The organism is Streptomyces sp. NRRL S-920 (assembly GCF_000717945.1).
Lineage (GTDB): Bacteria > Actinomycetota > Actinomycetes > Streptomycetales > Streptomycetaceae > Streptomyces > Streptomyces alboniger.
In genome coordinates this window covers 1-14,295 of the sequence record NZ_JODF01000104.1, presented here as the reverse complement: position 1 = coordinate 14,295, position 14,295 = coordinate 1, and the positions used below count along the sequence as shown (strand labels likewise).

At 69.3% G+C, this 14,295-nt stretch carries 14 protein-coding genes and 1 pseudogene; 10 read left to right on the top strand and 5 right to left on the bottom strand.

Translation table 11 applies throughout. From position 1 onward, the window contains the following. A pseudogene (locus tag IG54_RS42380) lies at positions 1 to 358 on the bottom strand (hypothetical protein); the annotation flags it as partial. A 564-nt stretch (positions 359 to 922) separates the two neighbouring features. On the opposite strand from IG54_RS42380, the gene IG54_RS0136415 reads away from it, so the two are divergent. From IG54_RS0136415 to IG54_RS0136395, 5 genes are read left to right on the top strand one after another with little or no spacing between them, the layout of a single operon-like run. Further along, complete coding sequence (locus IG54_RS0136415) at positions 923 to 1,396, top strand: hypothetical protein (protein WP_030795189.1); 474 nt, start codon at positions 923 to 925, stop codon at positions 1,394 to 1,396. Continuing rightward, positions 1,393 to 1,740 carry a hypothetical protein gene (locus tag IG54_RS0136410; protein WP_030795186.1) on the top strand — a complete coding sequence of 116 codons (348 nt, stop codon included), beginning with the start codon at positions 1,393 to 1,395 and terminating at the stop codon, positions 1,738 to 1,740. Before IG54_RS0136415 ends, IG54_RS0136410 begins: the two co-directional genes overlap by 4 nt. Further along, a complete protein-coding gene (locus tag IG54_RS0136405) occupies positions 1,737 to 2,153 on the top strand; it encodes a hypothetical protein (RefSeq protein ID WP_030795183.1) in 417 nt (138 codons plus the stop codon). The genes IG54_RS0136410 and IG54_RS0136405 overlap by 4 nt, the downstream gene beginning before the upstream one ends. After that, positions 2,150 to 2,596 (top strand): hypothetical protein, encoded by a 447-nt coding sequence (locus IG54_RS0136400; protein WP_030795180.1) that lies wholly within the window; start codon positions 2,150 to 2,152, stop codon positions 2,594 to 2,596. Before IG54_RS0136405 ends, IG54_RS0136400 begins: the two co-directional genes overlap by 4 nt. An 18-nt stretch (positions 2,597 to 2,614) precedes the next feature. After that, positions 2,615 to 3,883, top strand: a complete 1,269-nt coding sequence (locus tag IG54_RS0136395) for a hypothetical protein (protein ID WP_030795177.1) — start codon at positions 2,615 to 2,617, stop codon at positions 3,881 to 3,883. On the opposite strand, the gene IG54_RS0136390 is transcribed toward IG54_RS0136395, so the two are convergent. From IG54_RS0136390 to IG54_RS0136375, 4 genes are all read right to left on the bottom strand, one after another. Beyond that, positions 3,880 to 4,575 carry a hypothetical protein gene (locus IG54_RS0136390; protein ID WP_030795174.1) on the bottom strand — a complete coding sequence of 232 codons (696 nt, stop codon included), beginning with the start codon at positions 4,573 to 4,575 and terminating at the stop codon, positions 3,880 to 3,882. The two genes, IG54_RS0136395 and IG54_RS0136390, sit on opposite strands and share 4 nt — an antisense overlap. Before the next feature lie 640 nt (positions 4,576 to 5,215). After that, positions 5,216 to 5,707, bottom strand: coding sequence for a hypothetical protein (locus tag IG54_RS0136385; protein ID WP_030795171.1), 492 nt, complete (start codon positions 5,705 to 5,707; stop codon positions 5,216 to 5,218). Beyond that, positions 5,704 to 6,267: a hypothetical protein gene (locus tag IG54_RS0136380; RefSeq protein ID WP_030795168.1), complete on the bottom strand. Its 564-nt coding sequence runs from the start codon at positions 6,265 to 6,267 to the stop codon at positions 5,704 to 5,706. Before IG54_RS0136380 ends, IG54_RS0136385 begins: the two co-directional genes overlap by 4 nt. A 15-nt stretch (positions 6,268 to 6,282) precedes the next feature. Next, positions 6,283 to 6,663 carry a hypothetical protein gene (locus tag IG54_RS0136375; protein WP_030795166.1) on the bottom strand — a complete coding sequence of 127 codons (381 nt, stop codon included), beginning with the start codon at positions 6,661 to 6,663 and terminating at the stop codon, positions 6,283 to 6,285. A gap of 176 nt (positions 6,664 to 6,839) precedes the next feature. Here IG54_RS0136375 and IG54_RS0136370 point away from each other — a divergent pair, with 176 nt between their 5' ends. From IG54_RS0136370 to IG54_RS0136350, 5 genes are all read left to right on the top strand, one after another. Then, on the top strand, positions 6,840 to 7,202 hold the full coding sequence (locus IG54_RS0136370; RefSeq protein WP_030795163.1) for a hypothetical protein: 363 nt from the start codon (positions 6,840 to 6,842) through the stop codon (positions 7,200 to 7,202). A gap of 496 nt (positions 7,203 to 7,698) precedes the next feature. Beyond that, on the top strand, positions 7,699 to 8,040 hold the full coding sequence (locus IG54_RS0136365; RefSeq protein WP_158709002.1) for a hypothetical protein: 342 nt from the start codon (positions 7,699 to 7,701) through the stop codon (positions 8,038 to 8,040). 220 nt (positions 8,041 to 8,260) lie between these two features. Next, positions 8,261 to 10,183 carry a hypothetical protein gene (locus IG54_RS0136360; RefSeq protein ID WP_030795157.1) on the top strand — a complete coding sequence of 641 codons (1,923 nt, stop codon included), beginning with the start codon at positions 8,261 to 8,263 and terminating at the stop codon, positions 10,181 to 10,183. A 1,031-nt stretch (positions 10,184 to 11,214) separates the two neighbouring features. Then, positions 11,215 to 11,973 carry a hypothetical protein gene (locus tag IG54_RS0136355; RefSeq protein WP_158709001.1) on the top strand — a complete coding sequence of 253 codons (759 nt, stop codon included), beginning with the start codon at positions 11,215 to 11,217 and terminating at the stop codon, positions 11,971 to 11,973. Between the two features lie 98 nt (positions 11,974 to 12,071). Beyond that, entirely contained in the window at positions 12,072 to 14,189 is a 2,118-nt protein-coding gene (locus IG54_RS0136350; RefSeq protein ID WP_158709000.1) for a hypothetical protein, read from the top strand. The last annotated feature ends 106 nt before the right edge of the window (positions 14,190 to 14,295 follow it).

The following is a 14,295-nucleotide window of genomic DNA, read 5'->3' as shown; positions in this document are numbered from 1 at the left end:
CGCTGGCGCTCGGCTTCGGCTTGCCGCTCACGACCGAGCCGTCCGCCCGGCGAAGCGGCGGGAACTCCTCGGACTCGCTCGCGGTCGGCTCCGGGCTCTGGGTCTTCGGCGCGTTCTCGGCGACGCACTCCTTCACGGAGCCGTCCCGGTAGCGCTCGGTCCGCAGGCCGCACGCCTTCGCCCAGTCGTCGTCGTTGACCGCGCTCTGGTAGGTCCGGGCGACCTGCACGGCGGCCGCCGTGGTGTCGGAGGCGCCACCCCCACCGGATGCGCCCTTCTCCCCTTCGTCCTGGGATGAGCACCCGGCAACGAGTACGGCAATGCCCGCCGCGGCGGCCGCCGTAGCGACCCGCCTCACAGACCGATGGCGGTTCTTCACCTTGTTGTCCTCCCCTTTGCCACTGTGCGGAACTTCCAACATGTGCAGCAGGACGGCTCTCAGCGAAGACCGGTGTACCGACCCGACTCCGCAGTGTAGTCGAACCCGCTTCAAGATCGCAATGCAATGTAATGAAACGTAATGCAATGCAACGCAATGAAATTGATTCGGCATGGGGTTTGATCAGGCATGATCCGACACACGCCGATCTGAGACAGAGGTTTCATTTCAGTGCAGGTGCCTACTGGGTCCGACAGCGAATCCCGCAGAACGGCACACAGCGGATCGCCCCTCCGGCCGCCGCCGTCGCTGCCTTCTCCCCTCGCGCGCCGACGAGAGCGGGCACCGGCCCACCGGCCGCGCGGGCGCCGGAGCGGAGAATCGCTCTCACAGAACCGTTAGACAGCCGAAGTACCCGTCCGGGCGACGCCGAAGGCCCCTGCCAGCGGGCTGATTTCCGATACCGTCTCCTTAGCGGAAATCAGAAACAGCGCGCTTGCAGACGCCTACAACAGGCGCTGACAACTACCGGAGGGGGCGGCGATGCCGGAGCGAGACGAGACCGAGGAGCCCGGCCGGTCGGCCGAGGACGTCCAGCGGCTGCTTCAGGCCGAAGCCGACCGCCGCGGCGTCAGCGGCCCGGAACTGCTCGACCAGCTCGCCCGCGAAGGCCGGGCCACCGGCCTGGTCGACACCGATCCGCAGGGCGACCTCACCGGGTGGACCACCACGGTGGTCGATCGACGCGGCATCGCCCGGGGAGGCGAGGAGAAGACGGTGTCCGTCCAGCCCTTGGTGTCGCCCGAGCTGTTCGGCGGCGGACCGGTGACGATCCTGGACGGCGCCGAGGGGGCCGCCATCCTGGGCCCGCTGAACAGCGGGAAGACCAGCGCCGTCGACCAGACGCGGGCCCAACTGGACGCCGCCGGCCTCTCGTACGAGGAGCGGGCCGTCACGGACGACTTCGGCGTCCAGCGGGTCGAGTTCACCGTCGAGCGGCCGGAGAACGGCGAGTGACCGGCGACCGGATGCCGTACGGCCGGTGGTGCATGGAGGCCGATGCGGCGGACGCCCAGCGCGGGGACCTGGTCCCGCTCGCCGAGCTGCCCGGCCTGGCGTCCGGCAGGGCGTCCCTGAGCCGGGCGCTGGAGCTTCTGCAGGAGGCCCCCAGCCGGCCCGCCGCGCTGGACGAGGCCCGCGAGGCGATCCGGACCGCCCTGGAGCAGGTGCCCCAGACCGGCCGTGACCAGCACTGTCACGAGTACCGGTGGCGGTCGGGGGATGCTCCGGTGTGCTCGGTGAAAACCTGCGGGCGGTGTGCTCCGATCCGGGCCGCCCGCGACCGGCAGGGCGCGCGGTGACCGCCCCGTACACCCGGGCGGAGGCCGGGCGGGACCGGCTGGACGAGCAGATCGCCACGGCCGCCGGGAATGTGCAGCGTCTCGCCGAGGAGGTTGCCGTCGAGGCCGCGGAACTGGGGCGACTGGCCGCAGCCGGGGCGCCTTTGAGCGCGCAGGCCCGGAAGCTGACGGCATGTCTCGAAGGCGTCGCCCGGGGTGCCGCACGGCACGACGCGCTGACCGACGCACTGAAGGCGGTGTACGGCAGACCGGCCGTACCAGCGGATGCTCCCACCGCAGTTCTCCCCCTCCCCTCCCCGCCGGACGAGCCCTTCCGGGGAGACCGCCTGATCCGGCTGACCGCCGCGGAAGTGCAGGAAAAGATGCGCACCCTGAACAACGACACCCAGGGCACGGAGGGCACGGGCCGGTGAGCCAGACCTACGAGCAGGCCCGCACCCAGGGGTGGGGGCCCGAGGCCGAAGCGATCAAGACCCGCGTCCACACCGCCCTGCGGAGCGGACGCGGCATCGCCGTCTTCCCCCTGGTGGAACTGCTGCTGGACGGCGAGGAGTTCGACCTGACCGGGCTGCCGGACGAGCGACGTCGGTTGGAGATCGCATTCGCCTACCGCGCCGGCCGGATGGAGGTCGAGATCTTCCCCGCCACGCTGCCGTCCGACCCGGGCGAAGCCGTGCTGGTCTACCGAGCCCAGCCGCTCGACGGCACCCCGGACCCCGTCGCCACGCTGCTGAACGCGCTGAAGGCGATGACCCGGGCGTCCGGCACGGGCGCCGAAGCCGTCCACCAGGCCGCCCAGGACGCGGCGGCCGCCGTACGCGCCATGCTCCCGCCGACCCGCACCAAGCGGAAGTAAGACCCGGAGGCCCCTGCCGTGACCAGCACTGACATCGCCCTCTCGCCGTCTCGCCCCATCGCCCGGCAGATGGAGACGGTGACCACCAGGACCGGAATGCGCCTGTCGGCGTCCGCCGCCAAGTGGTTCGAGGAGAGCGTCCCGCGGTCGAGCCGGGACGCGCGGGCCTGGCGTTGGCAGGAGTACGCGCAGTGGTGCAGCGACGTCGACTGGCACACCGCCGAGCGCGGCGCCGTGGCGTCGTTCATCGCTGCCCTGGCCGACCGGGGGCACCCGGTCAAGACGCTGCAAGCGATGTCGGGCACCCTGCGCGGGATGCGGGCGCTGGACGGTTCGCCGCTGGACGCCGAGGAATTGAAGGCGATCGAGGGCGTCATCCGGGGACGCGCCAAGCATGAGGCGAAGGGGATCGGGGGTGTCCGTCCCGGCCCGCTGAAGGCGGACGGCGTGACCCCGGAAGACCTGCGGCGCATGGTCGCCACCCTGAACGTGAGCACCCCGCGCGGGGCGCGGGACGCGGTCACGCTGGTGCTCGACTGGTGGATGGCCGGGCGGTGCAGCGAGCCGGCCGCCCTCAACATCCACGACATCCGCATCCTCACCGTGGAGCTGACGGACGAGGAGACCGGGGAGATCCACGAGGTTCCCGCGCTGGAGGTCGAGGTCAGGGAGTCCAAGGCGGACCAGGACGCCGAGGGCGAGACCGTCCGCATCCTGGCGCCCCTGGACGCACCGGAGTTGTGCCCGGTCACCGCCGTGCGGCGGTGGTTCGACGTCCTCGCCGACGCCGGGCAGCTCACGGACGGTCCCCTCCTTCGCCGGATCGACCGGCACGGGAAGATCGGCGCGGACGCCGCCGGCCGCCGCAACGACGACGCCGACCGCCAGGGCGGCATCACTGCCCGGACCGTGCGGACCATCATCAAGACGGCCGCCCGCGCGGCCGGGCTCATCAAGGACGAGGACGAACGGGCGGTCGCCGAGGTCTGGGAAGACCGCGCGGAGGCGGTCGCCGCCGCGGCGGCGACCGACAGCGAGGCCGAGGCCAGCAGCATCCTCTCCGGCTGGCGGCTCCGCCTCCGCCGTGCTCTGCAGCAGGGCCGCCGCATCACCGGGCACAGCATGAGGCGCGGGTTCATCCAGGCCGCCCTGCGCAGCAAGAAGCCACCGCACCAGGTCGCCATCCACTCCCGTCACGCACCCAAGAGCCGGGCGTTCTGGGAGTACGTCGACAGCGTCCCGGACTGGGAGCAGAGCGCGACCATGTCCCTGCGTCTCGCGGCTTAGGACGTCATCACGAAGGGCTTGTTGCACCCGCCGCAGATCACCGGCGGCCCCTCCCAGGTGCCCGCCGCCGCCCGCAGGGTGCGCACGGGACGGCACTGGCAGCTCGCCGGCCGGTAGTTGGTGTCCCGCCGCGTCTTGCCGCTGGCGGTGACGCCCGAGGCCGGGATCGTTCGCTCCGCCCGGATCGCCGCCTCCAGTGCGGCGATCGGCTCGCGGTAGCGCTGCCGTGCGATGTCCGTGATCGAGGTGATCGAGTAGCCCTTGCGCTCGGAGCGCTCCACGGAGAGCCCGAGCACCTGAGCCGAGTCCCGGAAGAACTTGTTGTGGTACTGGGCAGCGTTGCAGTCCTCCTCCCCACGGGTGGAACACCGCCCGTGGGCGGCTTCGTGCAGCAGGCTGCCCATCACGTCGGCGGCGCCACGGGCCAGGCCCTCGGCGGCGATCCACACCTCCGGGACCGTCTCGCCGCCGGTGAGGCTCCACTGCTTTGCCCAGAAGTGGGCCCAGAGGCGCTTGCCGTGCCGAGTCCCCATCGTCACCACGGCGTCCGGCACGTCGGGATGATGGCGGCGGATGTCCTGCCACCCCGCGCAGAGAGCTTCGGTGATCGCGGCTCCGACGCTGCTGAGCGTCGCGTTCTCGGCAGGCCCCTCGGACTCCGCTGCTGACGTGGTGATGATCGCTTCTCCCATTCTCGCGTCTTAATACGCGAGAATATCGGACCCGGGCGCTGATCTCACCGGCCATAGGTCGACTCGCACAGCTGCGAGAGGGAGGGGTCGACGGTCCCCTTCGACATGGCGCACACCGTACCCATGTCGTACGAACGGGCAGGGCGGGGACGAACCGGAGGCCGCTTTGGCACCGCACGCGGCCGTGGGGTCACGTGCTTGACCCGGGGGCGCGGACGCGGAGCCGCGCGGCGTTCGGCGGGGGCCGGTGCGGCGCGGGCTGGAGAGGCCGGGGACCGTGGCGGCGCCTTCCGGGTCTCCTTCGCCGGCCGGGGGGAGGACGTCGCGGAACCTGCCGAGTCCTCGGAGGTGTCCACGAGCGCTTCGAGAGCGGGTGGAGGTGAGGGCAGCGGCGTCTCCGGGAAGATCATCGGCCGGGCATTCGCCGGGGGCCGTGTGCCGTCCGGGTGCGGAGCCTGCCCGGCGACGCTGACGCACCCCGTGCACCCCACAGCGAGCAGGACGAGGGCGGACAGGAGACGGCGCACCACCCCACCGTGCCCGAGCCGGGAGAGAGCCCGCCCCCGACACGCGGAAGGACCACCGGTACGTGTGACCATCCACCGGCAGGTGCTGACAGAAGGGCGCCTGTCCCTGGCCGTCAGGCCCACTCGGTGCTGGTCGAGCAGATGGCAGGCAGGGCCGCTCCCGCCACCAGGTGGTGGACGACCCCGAGCGCGATGAGCCCGCAGGCGTGCAGCGCTTCCTCGCGCTCCATCGTGTAGACGCCGAGCCCGCGGACGTCGAGCGCGGCCACGATCCGTTGTGCCTGCCGCCACCGCGCCCGCCGGACACCGAGCGGGGCAGCCTTGAGCACGGCCCGGCGGCGCAGCCGGTGTATGAGCAGCTTCTCGGTACGCTGCCACCGGCTCATGTACCGGTCGAGTTGCACACCGATGCGGCCGCTCTGCTCTGCGGTCCGCCACTCGGCGCAGGCCGTCAGGTACGCCAGGGCCACGGTCACGACGGCCGCGTCCTGGCCCCGGCGCTGCAGGAGAGCGTCCACCGCCTCCCAGTCGGGAGCGCTGGCACCCAACGCGGCGACCCCTGCCCCGGCGCGGTCCCTCGCCCCGTCCTCTGGAGGCCGGGTCACAGCGACTCCTGCGGCCGGTCGGCTTGTTTCAGCGGCCGGTCAGCGTACGGGTAGAGCGGACGTTGCCGCGCGAGTCCCGGCGCCCGGTCGAGGCGGTCGATCACGCTCGGCTCGCGGTAGTGCCACCGGGCCCAGTCGAGGGCCGCCCGCTTCGTCTGCTCGCGCCGCAGGAGGCCGAGGTCGGGGTGCCACACCACCCAGTCCAGATGACCGCCGCGGCGAGAGCGCCACAGCACGAACAGCACGAGCGCGACCACAGCACTCAGCCCGGCCCACGGCAGGGCGAGCAGTGCGGCCGCATCGCGGAGGTCGGAGGGCTGGGCCCACAGAAGCAGCAGGCTCAGGACGGGAGACACCGCCCAGGCGACCCAGTACGCGTAAGCACCGCGCATGACCCGGCGGTACACCATCACGGCGCCGATCAGTGCACCAGCCGCGACGAGTACCAGCCACCGGTGTCCCGAGCCGGCCGCGAGGACGACGCACACCGCGGCGGTGCCGGTCAGTCCGGCCGCCGTCGTACGGTCCTGCCGATCGCGGGCGGCGGTGGATTCTGGCATGGTCGCAGGTCCTGGTCAGACGAAAGTGTGACGGCCGCCGCTGAAGTGCCGAACCATGGGGTCGAAGACCTGATGGCGGACCGCGTGCTCGGCCGCCTCGTACTCTACGGGGTGGTCGAGGTCCGGAGAATCGTCCGGGCCCAGCCCCAGGTTCGCCGCCCACTCCACGCAGTTGTGGCAGCCGTCCACCCGGGGCGGATTCAACCGGTGCACAACCAGTTGGTGCGTCGTCCACGCGATCTCGGCGTCATACACCTCCCGGGCCGCTTCCCCGGAGTTCACGGCGGCGCCATAGGCGGTGACCCAGGTCTTCATGAGGTCGCGGCCGTCGAGGCAGCACGGTGTGGGCAGGCCGGGGACGGCGAGCAGGGAGGGCGCGAGGGCGTTGTCCGGCATACGGCAGACCGTACCGGGCGGACGCCCGCGACGAACAGGGAACGGGTTTCCCGGACGGTTGGCTGGTTCCCGCAGCCGTGCACCAGTGCGCTGCTGCTGAGAAACCGGTGTGACCAGTAGCGTTTCTCCGGGGCCGCGGCAGCGGCACACGGGAGCCGGGAAGAGCGGAGAACACGGTGGACGATGTTGAGGGCCTGCGCATCGAGGTGTACCGCACGCTTCAGCTCGCGGGCCTTCCCCTGAGTGATCTCCCTTCTACTCCGGTCAGCGCCGGCGGCGGCGTGGACGTCGTAGAGTCCCGCGAACTGGGGGCCGTCATCGTGGGGTGGGCGTGCAGCGCGGAGTTGCTGAAGCAGGCCGCCGACGCCATCGACCGCGAGGAGGACGAGCATCCCGACGTGCAGCTGCAGGACGAAACCGAAGCGGCGATGGCGGCCGCGATCGACCGGGTGCTGCGGAGGCGGGGTTTCGTCACGCGCGTCCGTGCCGACGTGCCCGGCAGTCACCAGTTGGTCGTCTCCCGGAGGGATAGCGACTGACCGGCTGAGCGTTCGTTCTCAGAAACTCACGTCAGCGCTGGGTTCCTGAACGAGCGCTTCCAACAGATCCCCGGAACTCCGGTCGTCCTCACTACGAGTTCAACGACTGGGACGTCATCGCGGAACCCTGCGCATGTCCCAGCCACGTTCCAGCAGTGCGACCTGGACGCAGCGCATCCCGGTCCCTTCGGCTCTCCACCGAGGGGGCCGTCGTATGTCCGGCCACATCGAGAGGTCGAGGGCAGCGTGCAGCACTGCCGTAGAAGCCGACACCCGGTCCAACGCTCACAGAGAGCGAGGGTGACGAGCCGTCACCCTCGCGAAGGACACGAGCCCCGCCGTCGTTGACGCGCCGGCGCCACGGTGGCAAGCCAATACGAACAGGTCGAAGGCCGGACATTCCGCGCTGAGCAGGGCGGGACGGACGTGAAAAAAGTGCTCCGACACGCGTGATTCGTGATGCACGGAAGGGGTCGGAGATGGCAAGATACGGATCATGGCCGGGACTGGGAACAAGCGGATGCTCACGAATCGTGAGAGCGCCTATGACCCTGCCTCCGGCGAGAACTGGCGGATCACCGTCAACCTGCCGCCGGTGGTGGCAGAGGCTCTGATCCCGAAGCTGCGGGAGATTCACCCCCGCCTGGCTGCCGCCGGTCTCATCGGCGCCGTCGTGGAGCACCTGGTGCTGCGTGGCGACGTGCCGCTGGACTGGAAGCGCACAGCCGAGATGGTGAAGAAGGAGATCGAGGGGATCGAGGGTGCACAGCGCCCGTCCAACCCGGCTCAGGACGCACCCCTCCCTCGGGGTAGTCGCCATGGGGGCATATCGACGTAACTGATACACGCCCCGGGGACTCACCCGCGGGGCCATCCGAAAACTGAATCCCAAGGCACTGTCAGCGATCAGGTTGGTCGCCAGGGAGCTGACCAGCGCCTCTTCCATCGACGTCGGCGACATCGCCCGATGCGGGCTTTGTGCTGCCTGATGTCGTTCAGTTCTGGAGACCATCATAGCCACAGGTCCCCGGGCCGGCACCTCCTTGCCCGAAAGCGGTGTGTCACGCGCGCCGTTCACGGGAGTACCCACCGCCGAGCCCCGTACGCACAGGGCCGCGGCCACCGAGCCGCTGTTCCCCCTTCCCAGCACTCCGACGCTGCCCCGGCAGAAGGCGGAGGACAACACCGAGAGCGCAGCCGAGCGAGCCCGCGTGGCCGCCCTGCTGCTGGACGATCTCCTGTTCGCTGCCCCCGTCTTCTGCATCGACAGCGGAAACTCGAAGGTGGCCACTGACCGGCCGCTGAAGTTCCTCAGTGAGGCCGCCGAGTTCGTCCGCACCGGCCGCGCAGCCTCCTACGTCGCGACCCTCCGGGAGAGCGCGGTCGCCGTGGACATCGACGGCGACGACGACGACTGGAGCACCAGCGCGCTCGAACACCTCACCAGCCGGGCCGGAGAACTGGACGGCTGGTTCGTCACCCGACGTTCGGGCGGCGGCGCCGGCCGCTGGCACCTGATCGCGTGTTTCCGTACCCAGGCCGCCCGCGCCGAGTTCAAGACGACGGTGGAGACCGTCCGCGCGCACTGGGGTGCCACGGCCCGTCAGATCGACTGGCGCCGTACCCTCCGTCCGCTCTCCGCGCCGCACCGCAAGAGCGGCCGCGTCGACCTCCCCGAGTTCGTAGAGGGAGCCGCCAACACGCTGCCGTCGTGGGCCATGAACATGCCCCAGTACACGCGGCCGGTCACAACTCTGCGAAAGGAGGTTCCGGCAACTCCCTGGCAGCGTCGTATCTCCACGATTCCGGAGGGGGAGTTCTGGGAGCGTCTTCGTAAGCCCGGCACCGATTACTGGATGGACCGGTCTCTCAGCGAACTTCTTTCCACGGCCCGCCTCATCATCGCGGGGTTCGACGCCGACGCCGTCTGGCAGGTGGTCAGCGACCCCGCACACCTCGGTTTCTCGCGTGCCCGCAAGCGCGGCCACCGGTGGTGGGTGAAGCACGTCTGGAACGCGGCTGTCGAGTACGTAGACGACCACCGGAACAGCCGGACAGGGAAATCCCCGTCCGAGCGCTGGAAGAAGGTCACAGGCCCGCTTCTGGCAGGCGTTCGGAAACTCCACTGGCCGAACTGGACCACCGCCACGCGGCACAGCAGGGAACACATCCTCGCGGCCATCGGGGACCGTATGGCGCGTCAGGGACTGGCCTGCCGGCCGCTGCCGGAACGCGATCTGGAGAACGACACGGGGAAGTCCCGGAACACCATCCGGGCCGCCCTGGAGGCGTTCGTGGAGGACGGAGTCCTCATCCGGACCCGGACGTACGACCAGAGCATGGGCCCCAAGGCGTCGCACGAGTTCAGCCTGAACCTGCTGACCCTGGACTTCCGTGCTGAAACTTCTGAACCACCTTGTAGTCACACCCCCGCCCCCCGCAGCCGCTCCTGGTTCAGCCTCGCTACGACCCTGGCCCTCCACCCCGGCCCCCTGACGGTCACCCAGCTCCACACCCTCAGCGGCTACCACCCCACCCCCACCCCGACCCGGGCCCAGCTGGAGAACGTGGAGACCGGCCTCCAGGTGCTCAGGAAGCTCCGCATCGCCCAGGCCGGACGGAAGGGCTGGGAGCTCACAGGTCAGGCCGTTCGGGAACTGCGCTCTATGACCCAGCGGAAGGCAGCAACGGCAGCACGGATCGAGCGCGAGCGAAGTGCCTTCGCGAGGTCCTGGGAGGCCACCAGGGAGAAGCTGCAGCGCCGTTGGCAGGAGCAGAAGGAGAGGGCTCTCCAGAGGCGTGCAGCGGCCGACCAGAGCCGTCGCGAGCAGTGGTGGGCGAGTTTGCCCGCGGAGGAGAGGAAGAGCCGTCGAGACGAGTGGAAGGCGCGTTTCCGTGAGCTGACGCCGGCCCAGCAGAAGGCCAGGGTCACCGAGTTGCGCGAGCGCCGGTACATGGCGAAGTGGGGAGCGGCCGCCTAGGTGAGTATCCCCGGGTAGCCGCCCGCCAGTTCGGCAACGCGAACCCTGCTAGCAAACTCGGAGTTTGCCGCAGGGTGTAAAACCATGTGTAAAACAGGGTGTGACAAAGGGTGCTCCCCCCACCCCCTCTGACCTGCCCTTTTCCACGTGCTGCATCCTGACCACCCACTCCCATCGTCCCTCAGGAAGTGGGTGGTCAGGATGCAGCACGTGGGTTCAGATCAGAGGGGGTGGGGGGAGCACAGGTTGAGTGTGGTGGAGGTAGAAGAGGAACTGAGAGGAGGAGAGTGAGAGTGAGTGAGAGAGAGTGAAAGACAAAGACGAAAGACAAAGACAAGGACAAAAGAGAAAGACAAAGACGAAAGACAAGAGAAGAGAGAGAAGATTTTAAGAACTAGGGTGGGCCGGTGGGTGGTACGGAGGAGTGGTATCTGCAAGTTGTCGCTGGCGAGTTACTGGGCGGGGATGGGCAGCGAAACTTGAAGCCGGTGGGGGTACTTGCTCCGGCGGGGGGCGGTGGGTTCGCCGGGAGGGTGCCACCAGGAGGGTGCCACCAGGAGGTGGGTCGGTGTGCGGACGGTGATCGGCTCTGATCTGTGCCGTCGTGATGCACCCTGTCCGCCGGTGGCGAGTTCCGCGTCTTGAGGGTGTTGGTCCCCTTGCTTCCGTCGGCGGCGAGCTGTCGAGTTCGCCCCGTGGTGGGTGGCTGGGCGAGTCGGAGAGTTTCCGTCGGAGTCGGGCGAGGTTACTGAAGTGGGCGCCCTTCGGGCGGCGTTTGGTGGTCCGGCGGCGTTCACCTGGTGGCAGACGTCGGCCCCGGGGGGCCTTTGGTCTGCCACCAGGGCGCCGGACCTTGGTCGACCCCTGGCGGGGTCGGCTGCTTTGATCTGGTGGTGGCCTCCTACGTCGGCCACCACGGCAGGGGCTCTCGTTCCTCGGCCCCTGCGGGCGGGCGAGGCCGGTTTGAACCTCAGAGTTTTGCCGTGTGCCGCACGGCGCGCGTTCGTAAGTCACGGTGGGAGTTGGTTGTCGTGGAGGTTGTAGTCCGCGAAGTGGTGGTGCCCAAGGGTAAGAACTGGCGGCTTACTGAGCGGGACGTGCCGGTTCTGGAGTGGATCGGCCGGTGGTTCGGCGTAACGGCAGAGCAGGTCACGCGGCAGTTCACGGGAGACGGCGGAGTTCTGCCGTCTCGTCAGGTGGTGTACCGGAGGCTCCGAGCGCTGACGTCGATGGGTCTGCTGTCAGCCGGCCAGCTCCCAGGACGGCGCGCTCAGGTGTTCTGGCTGACGAAGTCTGCGACGGAACTGCTGAACATTCCTGGGAACGCAGTGACGCCGAATATCAAGGAGTACAACCACGACCTGGCCGTGGTCGACCTGGCTCAGTACATCAGCAGCATCAGGCCGGACGATGAGCTGGTGACCGAGCGGGAGATCCGTGCTCGCGATACCCCGAACCAGTACGCGAGCACGGAGCCCACCTATGCGGTGTCGACCGGGGAGAACGGGCACGGCCGCCGTTACCCGGACCTGGTGGGTCTACGTCCGGACGGAACCGTGTGGGCCCACGAGCTGGAGCGAACCCAGAAGGCGCGTCCGCGTCTCGTGAGGAACATGCTGCTGTACGTCAACGCCGATCACATCAGTTACGCCATGTACTGGGCCTTTCCCAAACTGCTGAAGAACGTGGAGTCGGCCGCGGAGGAAGCGAACGCTTCAGCCGTCGAGCTGGGGCGGGGACAGAAGATCTTCGTCCGCGTCTGGGATGTAGAAGAACGGGGAGCAGAGTGAGTACGCCACGGAGCCAGCGAGCACGAGGGAACATCGCAGGCGGACCTACGACGAAGTGGCAGGGTTCGCAGCCCATCAACCCAAACTCCGGTGAGGCCGTGGCGAGGGCGGCAGGGGTGATCCTGGCCGTCCTGAACCCGGTCGCGGCGATTCTCGTGCTGGTCCTGGTCGCGGCCGGCCGCCGCTTCCCGCCGCGGGCCCGGCACTGGGTGTGCTGGGCCGGGTGGGGTGCCGTAGTCGTCGGCGCGCTGATCGGATTCTTCCGGTGGTACCTAGTGCCGTACCGCGAACTGGGGACGGCGATCTGGGACAGCCCGAACCGGACCGCACTGGCAGAACTCGCCCAGGAGAACTGGGCGAGCTGGGTGGGCAACCAGATTCCGTTCAGCGTGACCGTCGCGGCCGGGGTCGGCGGAGCCTGGCTTATCCGGCGAGCGAAGTTCACGGCGGAGTGGCGGACGGTGAAGGACCCGGTGCCGCAGAAGCGGATCGAGGCGAAGCTGCGGGAGCTCGCGCAGAACGATGACCGTCCCCCGGCGCAGAGTTTGGACGACCTGCGTATCCGGCTGGGCGTCGACAAGATGACCGGCGAAGCATGTGAGATCAGCGGCCGTGCGATGAGGCGACACGGATTCATCCCCGGAGCGTCCGGATACGGAAAATCCCGCACGATCGAGCAACTGGTGTACGAGCTGGTGGTCAGTTCGCACGCGCGGCCCCTGGGTATCGGGTTTCTGTTCGCCGACATGAAGGCGGACCCCATGCTGATCGAGGCTATGGCCGGAGGGGCGCATCACGCGGGGCGCCGGTTCAAACTGGTCACGGTCACCGGGGCGGGTACGACGTACAACCCCATCCGGCACGGTTCCGCCGAGCAGATCCGGAGCCGGATCGTGGAGTGCCTGGACCAGGTGGCCGGCGGCGGGTTCTCGGAGCCGCACCACCGAGAGGCGGCTGAAGAGTTCCTGCTGTACGCCGTCCGGGCCCTGGACGACCTGGTTCGCGGAAGCGTCACCGAGTTGTTCCCCGACGGGACGACGAGGGCCTGGCGCCGCGACCTTCCCGACCTGGCCCGTCTGCTGACGCTGAAGTCTCTTGGCTCCCGGACGAACCACTTCTCGGCTCGACTGCAGAAGGAACTGGGCGACTACCTGAACTACCTCAACACCGAGGCCAAGGATCTGAAGCGGTCGATCCCGGGCCTGGCCACCCGTATCCGGAACCTGGTGTCGGGCGACGCCGGCCGCGTCCTGATCGAGACGCCGGACGGTGTCGACCTCTACGAGTCGGTCAAGCGCGGCGACATCGTCCTGTTCTCCCTCGCGGCGAACACCGACGCGAAGGCGGCGCGGCAGATCGGCAACCTGTTCCTGACCGACCTCGGATCGGTCGGAGACCGGCTGCTGACGGAGAACTTCGGGGAGAACGGGGGACTGTTCATCGCGGGCGTCGATGAGTTCAGCGGGCTCGGGGGCAGCACGATGACGGGGCTGTTCCAGCGGTTGCGTGCCGCCGGCGGCGGTCTGTTCGTGTGCACCCAGGACCTGGCGGACCTGGCCGACGTGTCCGACGCGTTCCTGGCGGCCGTGCTCACCAACGCGGACGTGCTGATCCTGCACCGCACCAAGGCGTCCGCGGAGCAGGTTTCCGAACTGCTGGGGACGTACGAGGGGTGGGAGGAGACGCTTCAGGTCCAGGAGGACATCGGCGTTCTCGGCTCGACCACGGCCGGGTCCGGAGTCGGCTCCCTGCGCCAGGTCGACCGCTTCAAGGTCCACCCGAACCAGCTACGGGAACTCGGTGTTGGCGAGGCCATCGTCGCCATCGGTCACCCGGAGGACTCTTCCCAGACGGTGCAGATGGCTCTTGCCCCGCGGTACCCGGTGCCGGAGGCAGAGCAGAACGAGGTGGTCGAGCAGCAACCGCCGGTCGACCTCACGAAGGAACTCCCCTTTACCCCGCCGCCGGCCCGCAAGGACGTCGAGGCCATCGAGGCGACCCCGGAACGCGAGCCGGACGACGCCGCCGAGTACGAGGGCTGGGAGGAGGAACCTCCGGAGGTCGAGGAGGAACCGGTCGAGGACGACGAGAAGGAGACCGTGGAAACCGGCGACGACCCGGCGGCCGCGCCCGCGGAGGAAACTCCGGTCATCGTGCCCCAGCCCACAACGAGCCCGTCCCCAGCGACGCCGAAGCCAGCCAGCGACCCGTTCTGACGAGGGGCTGAGCTTCACGATTTTCTGCCTCCGGCGGGCCCTTACTCCCAAGGGGGTGGGGGCTCGTCGCGTGTGTGCGGGCCGGTGGGTGGCTGGGGTTGGGGGG

Excerpts from the sequence above, each read along its gene's own strand:
- IG54_RS0136415 (WP_030795189.1), top strand. The coding sequence starts at position 923 with ATGCCGGAGCGAGACGAGACCGAGGAGCCCGGCCGGTCGGCCGAGGAC.
- IG54_RS0136390 (WP_030795174.1), bottom strand. The coding sequence starts at position 4,575 with ATGGGAGAAGCGATCATCACCACGTCAGCAGCGGAGTCCGAGGGGCCT.
- IG54_RS0136380 (WP_030795168.1), bottom strand. The coding sequence starts at position 6,267 with ATGCCAGAATCCACCGCCGCCCGCGATCGGCAGGACCGTACGACGGCG.
- IG54_RS0136375 (WP_030795166.1), bottom strand. The coding sequence starts at position 6,663 with ATGCCGGACAACGCCCTCGCGCCCTCCCTGCTCGCCGTCCCCGGCCTG.
- IG54_RS0136365 (WP_158709002.1), top strand. The coding sequence starts at position 7,699 with ATGGCCGGGACTGGGAACAAGCGGATGCTCACGAATCGTGAGAGCGCC.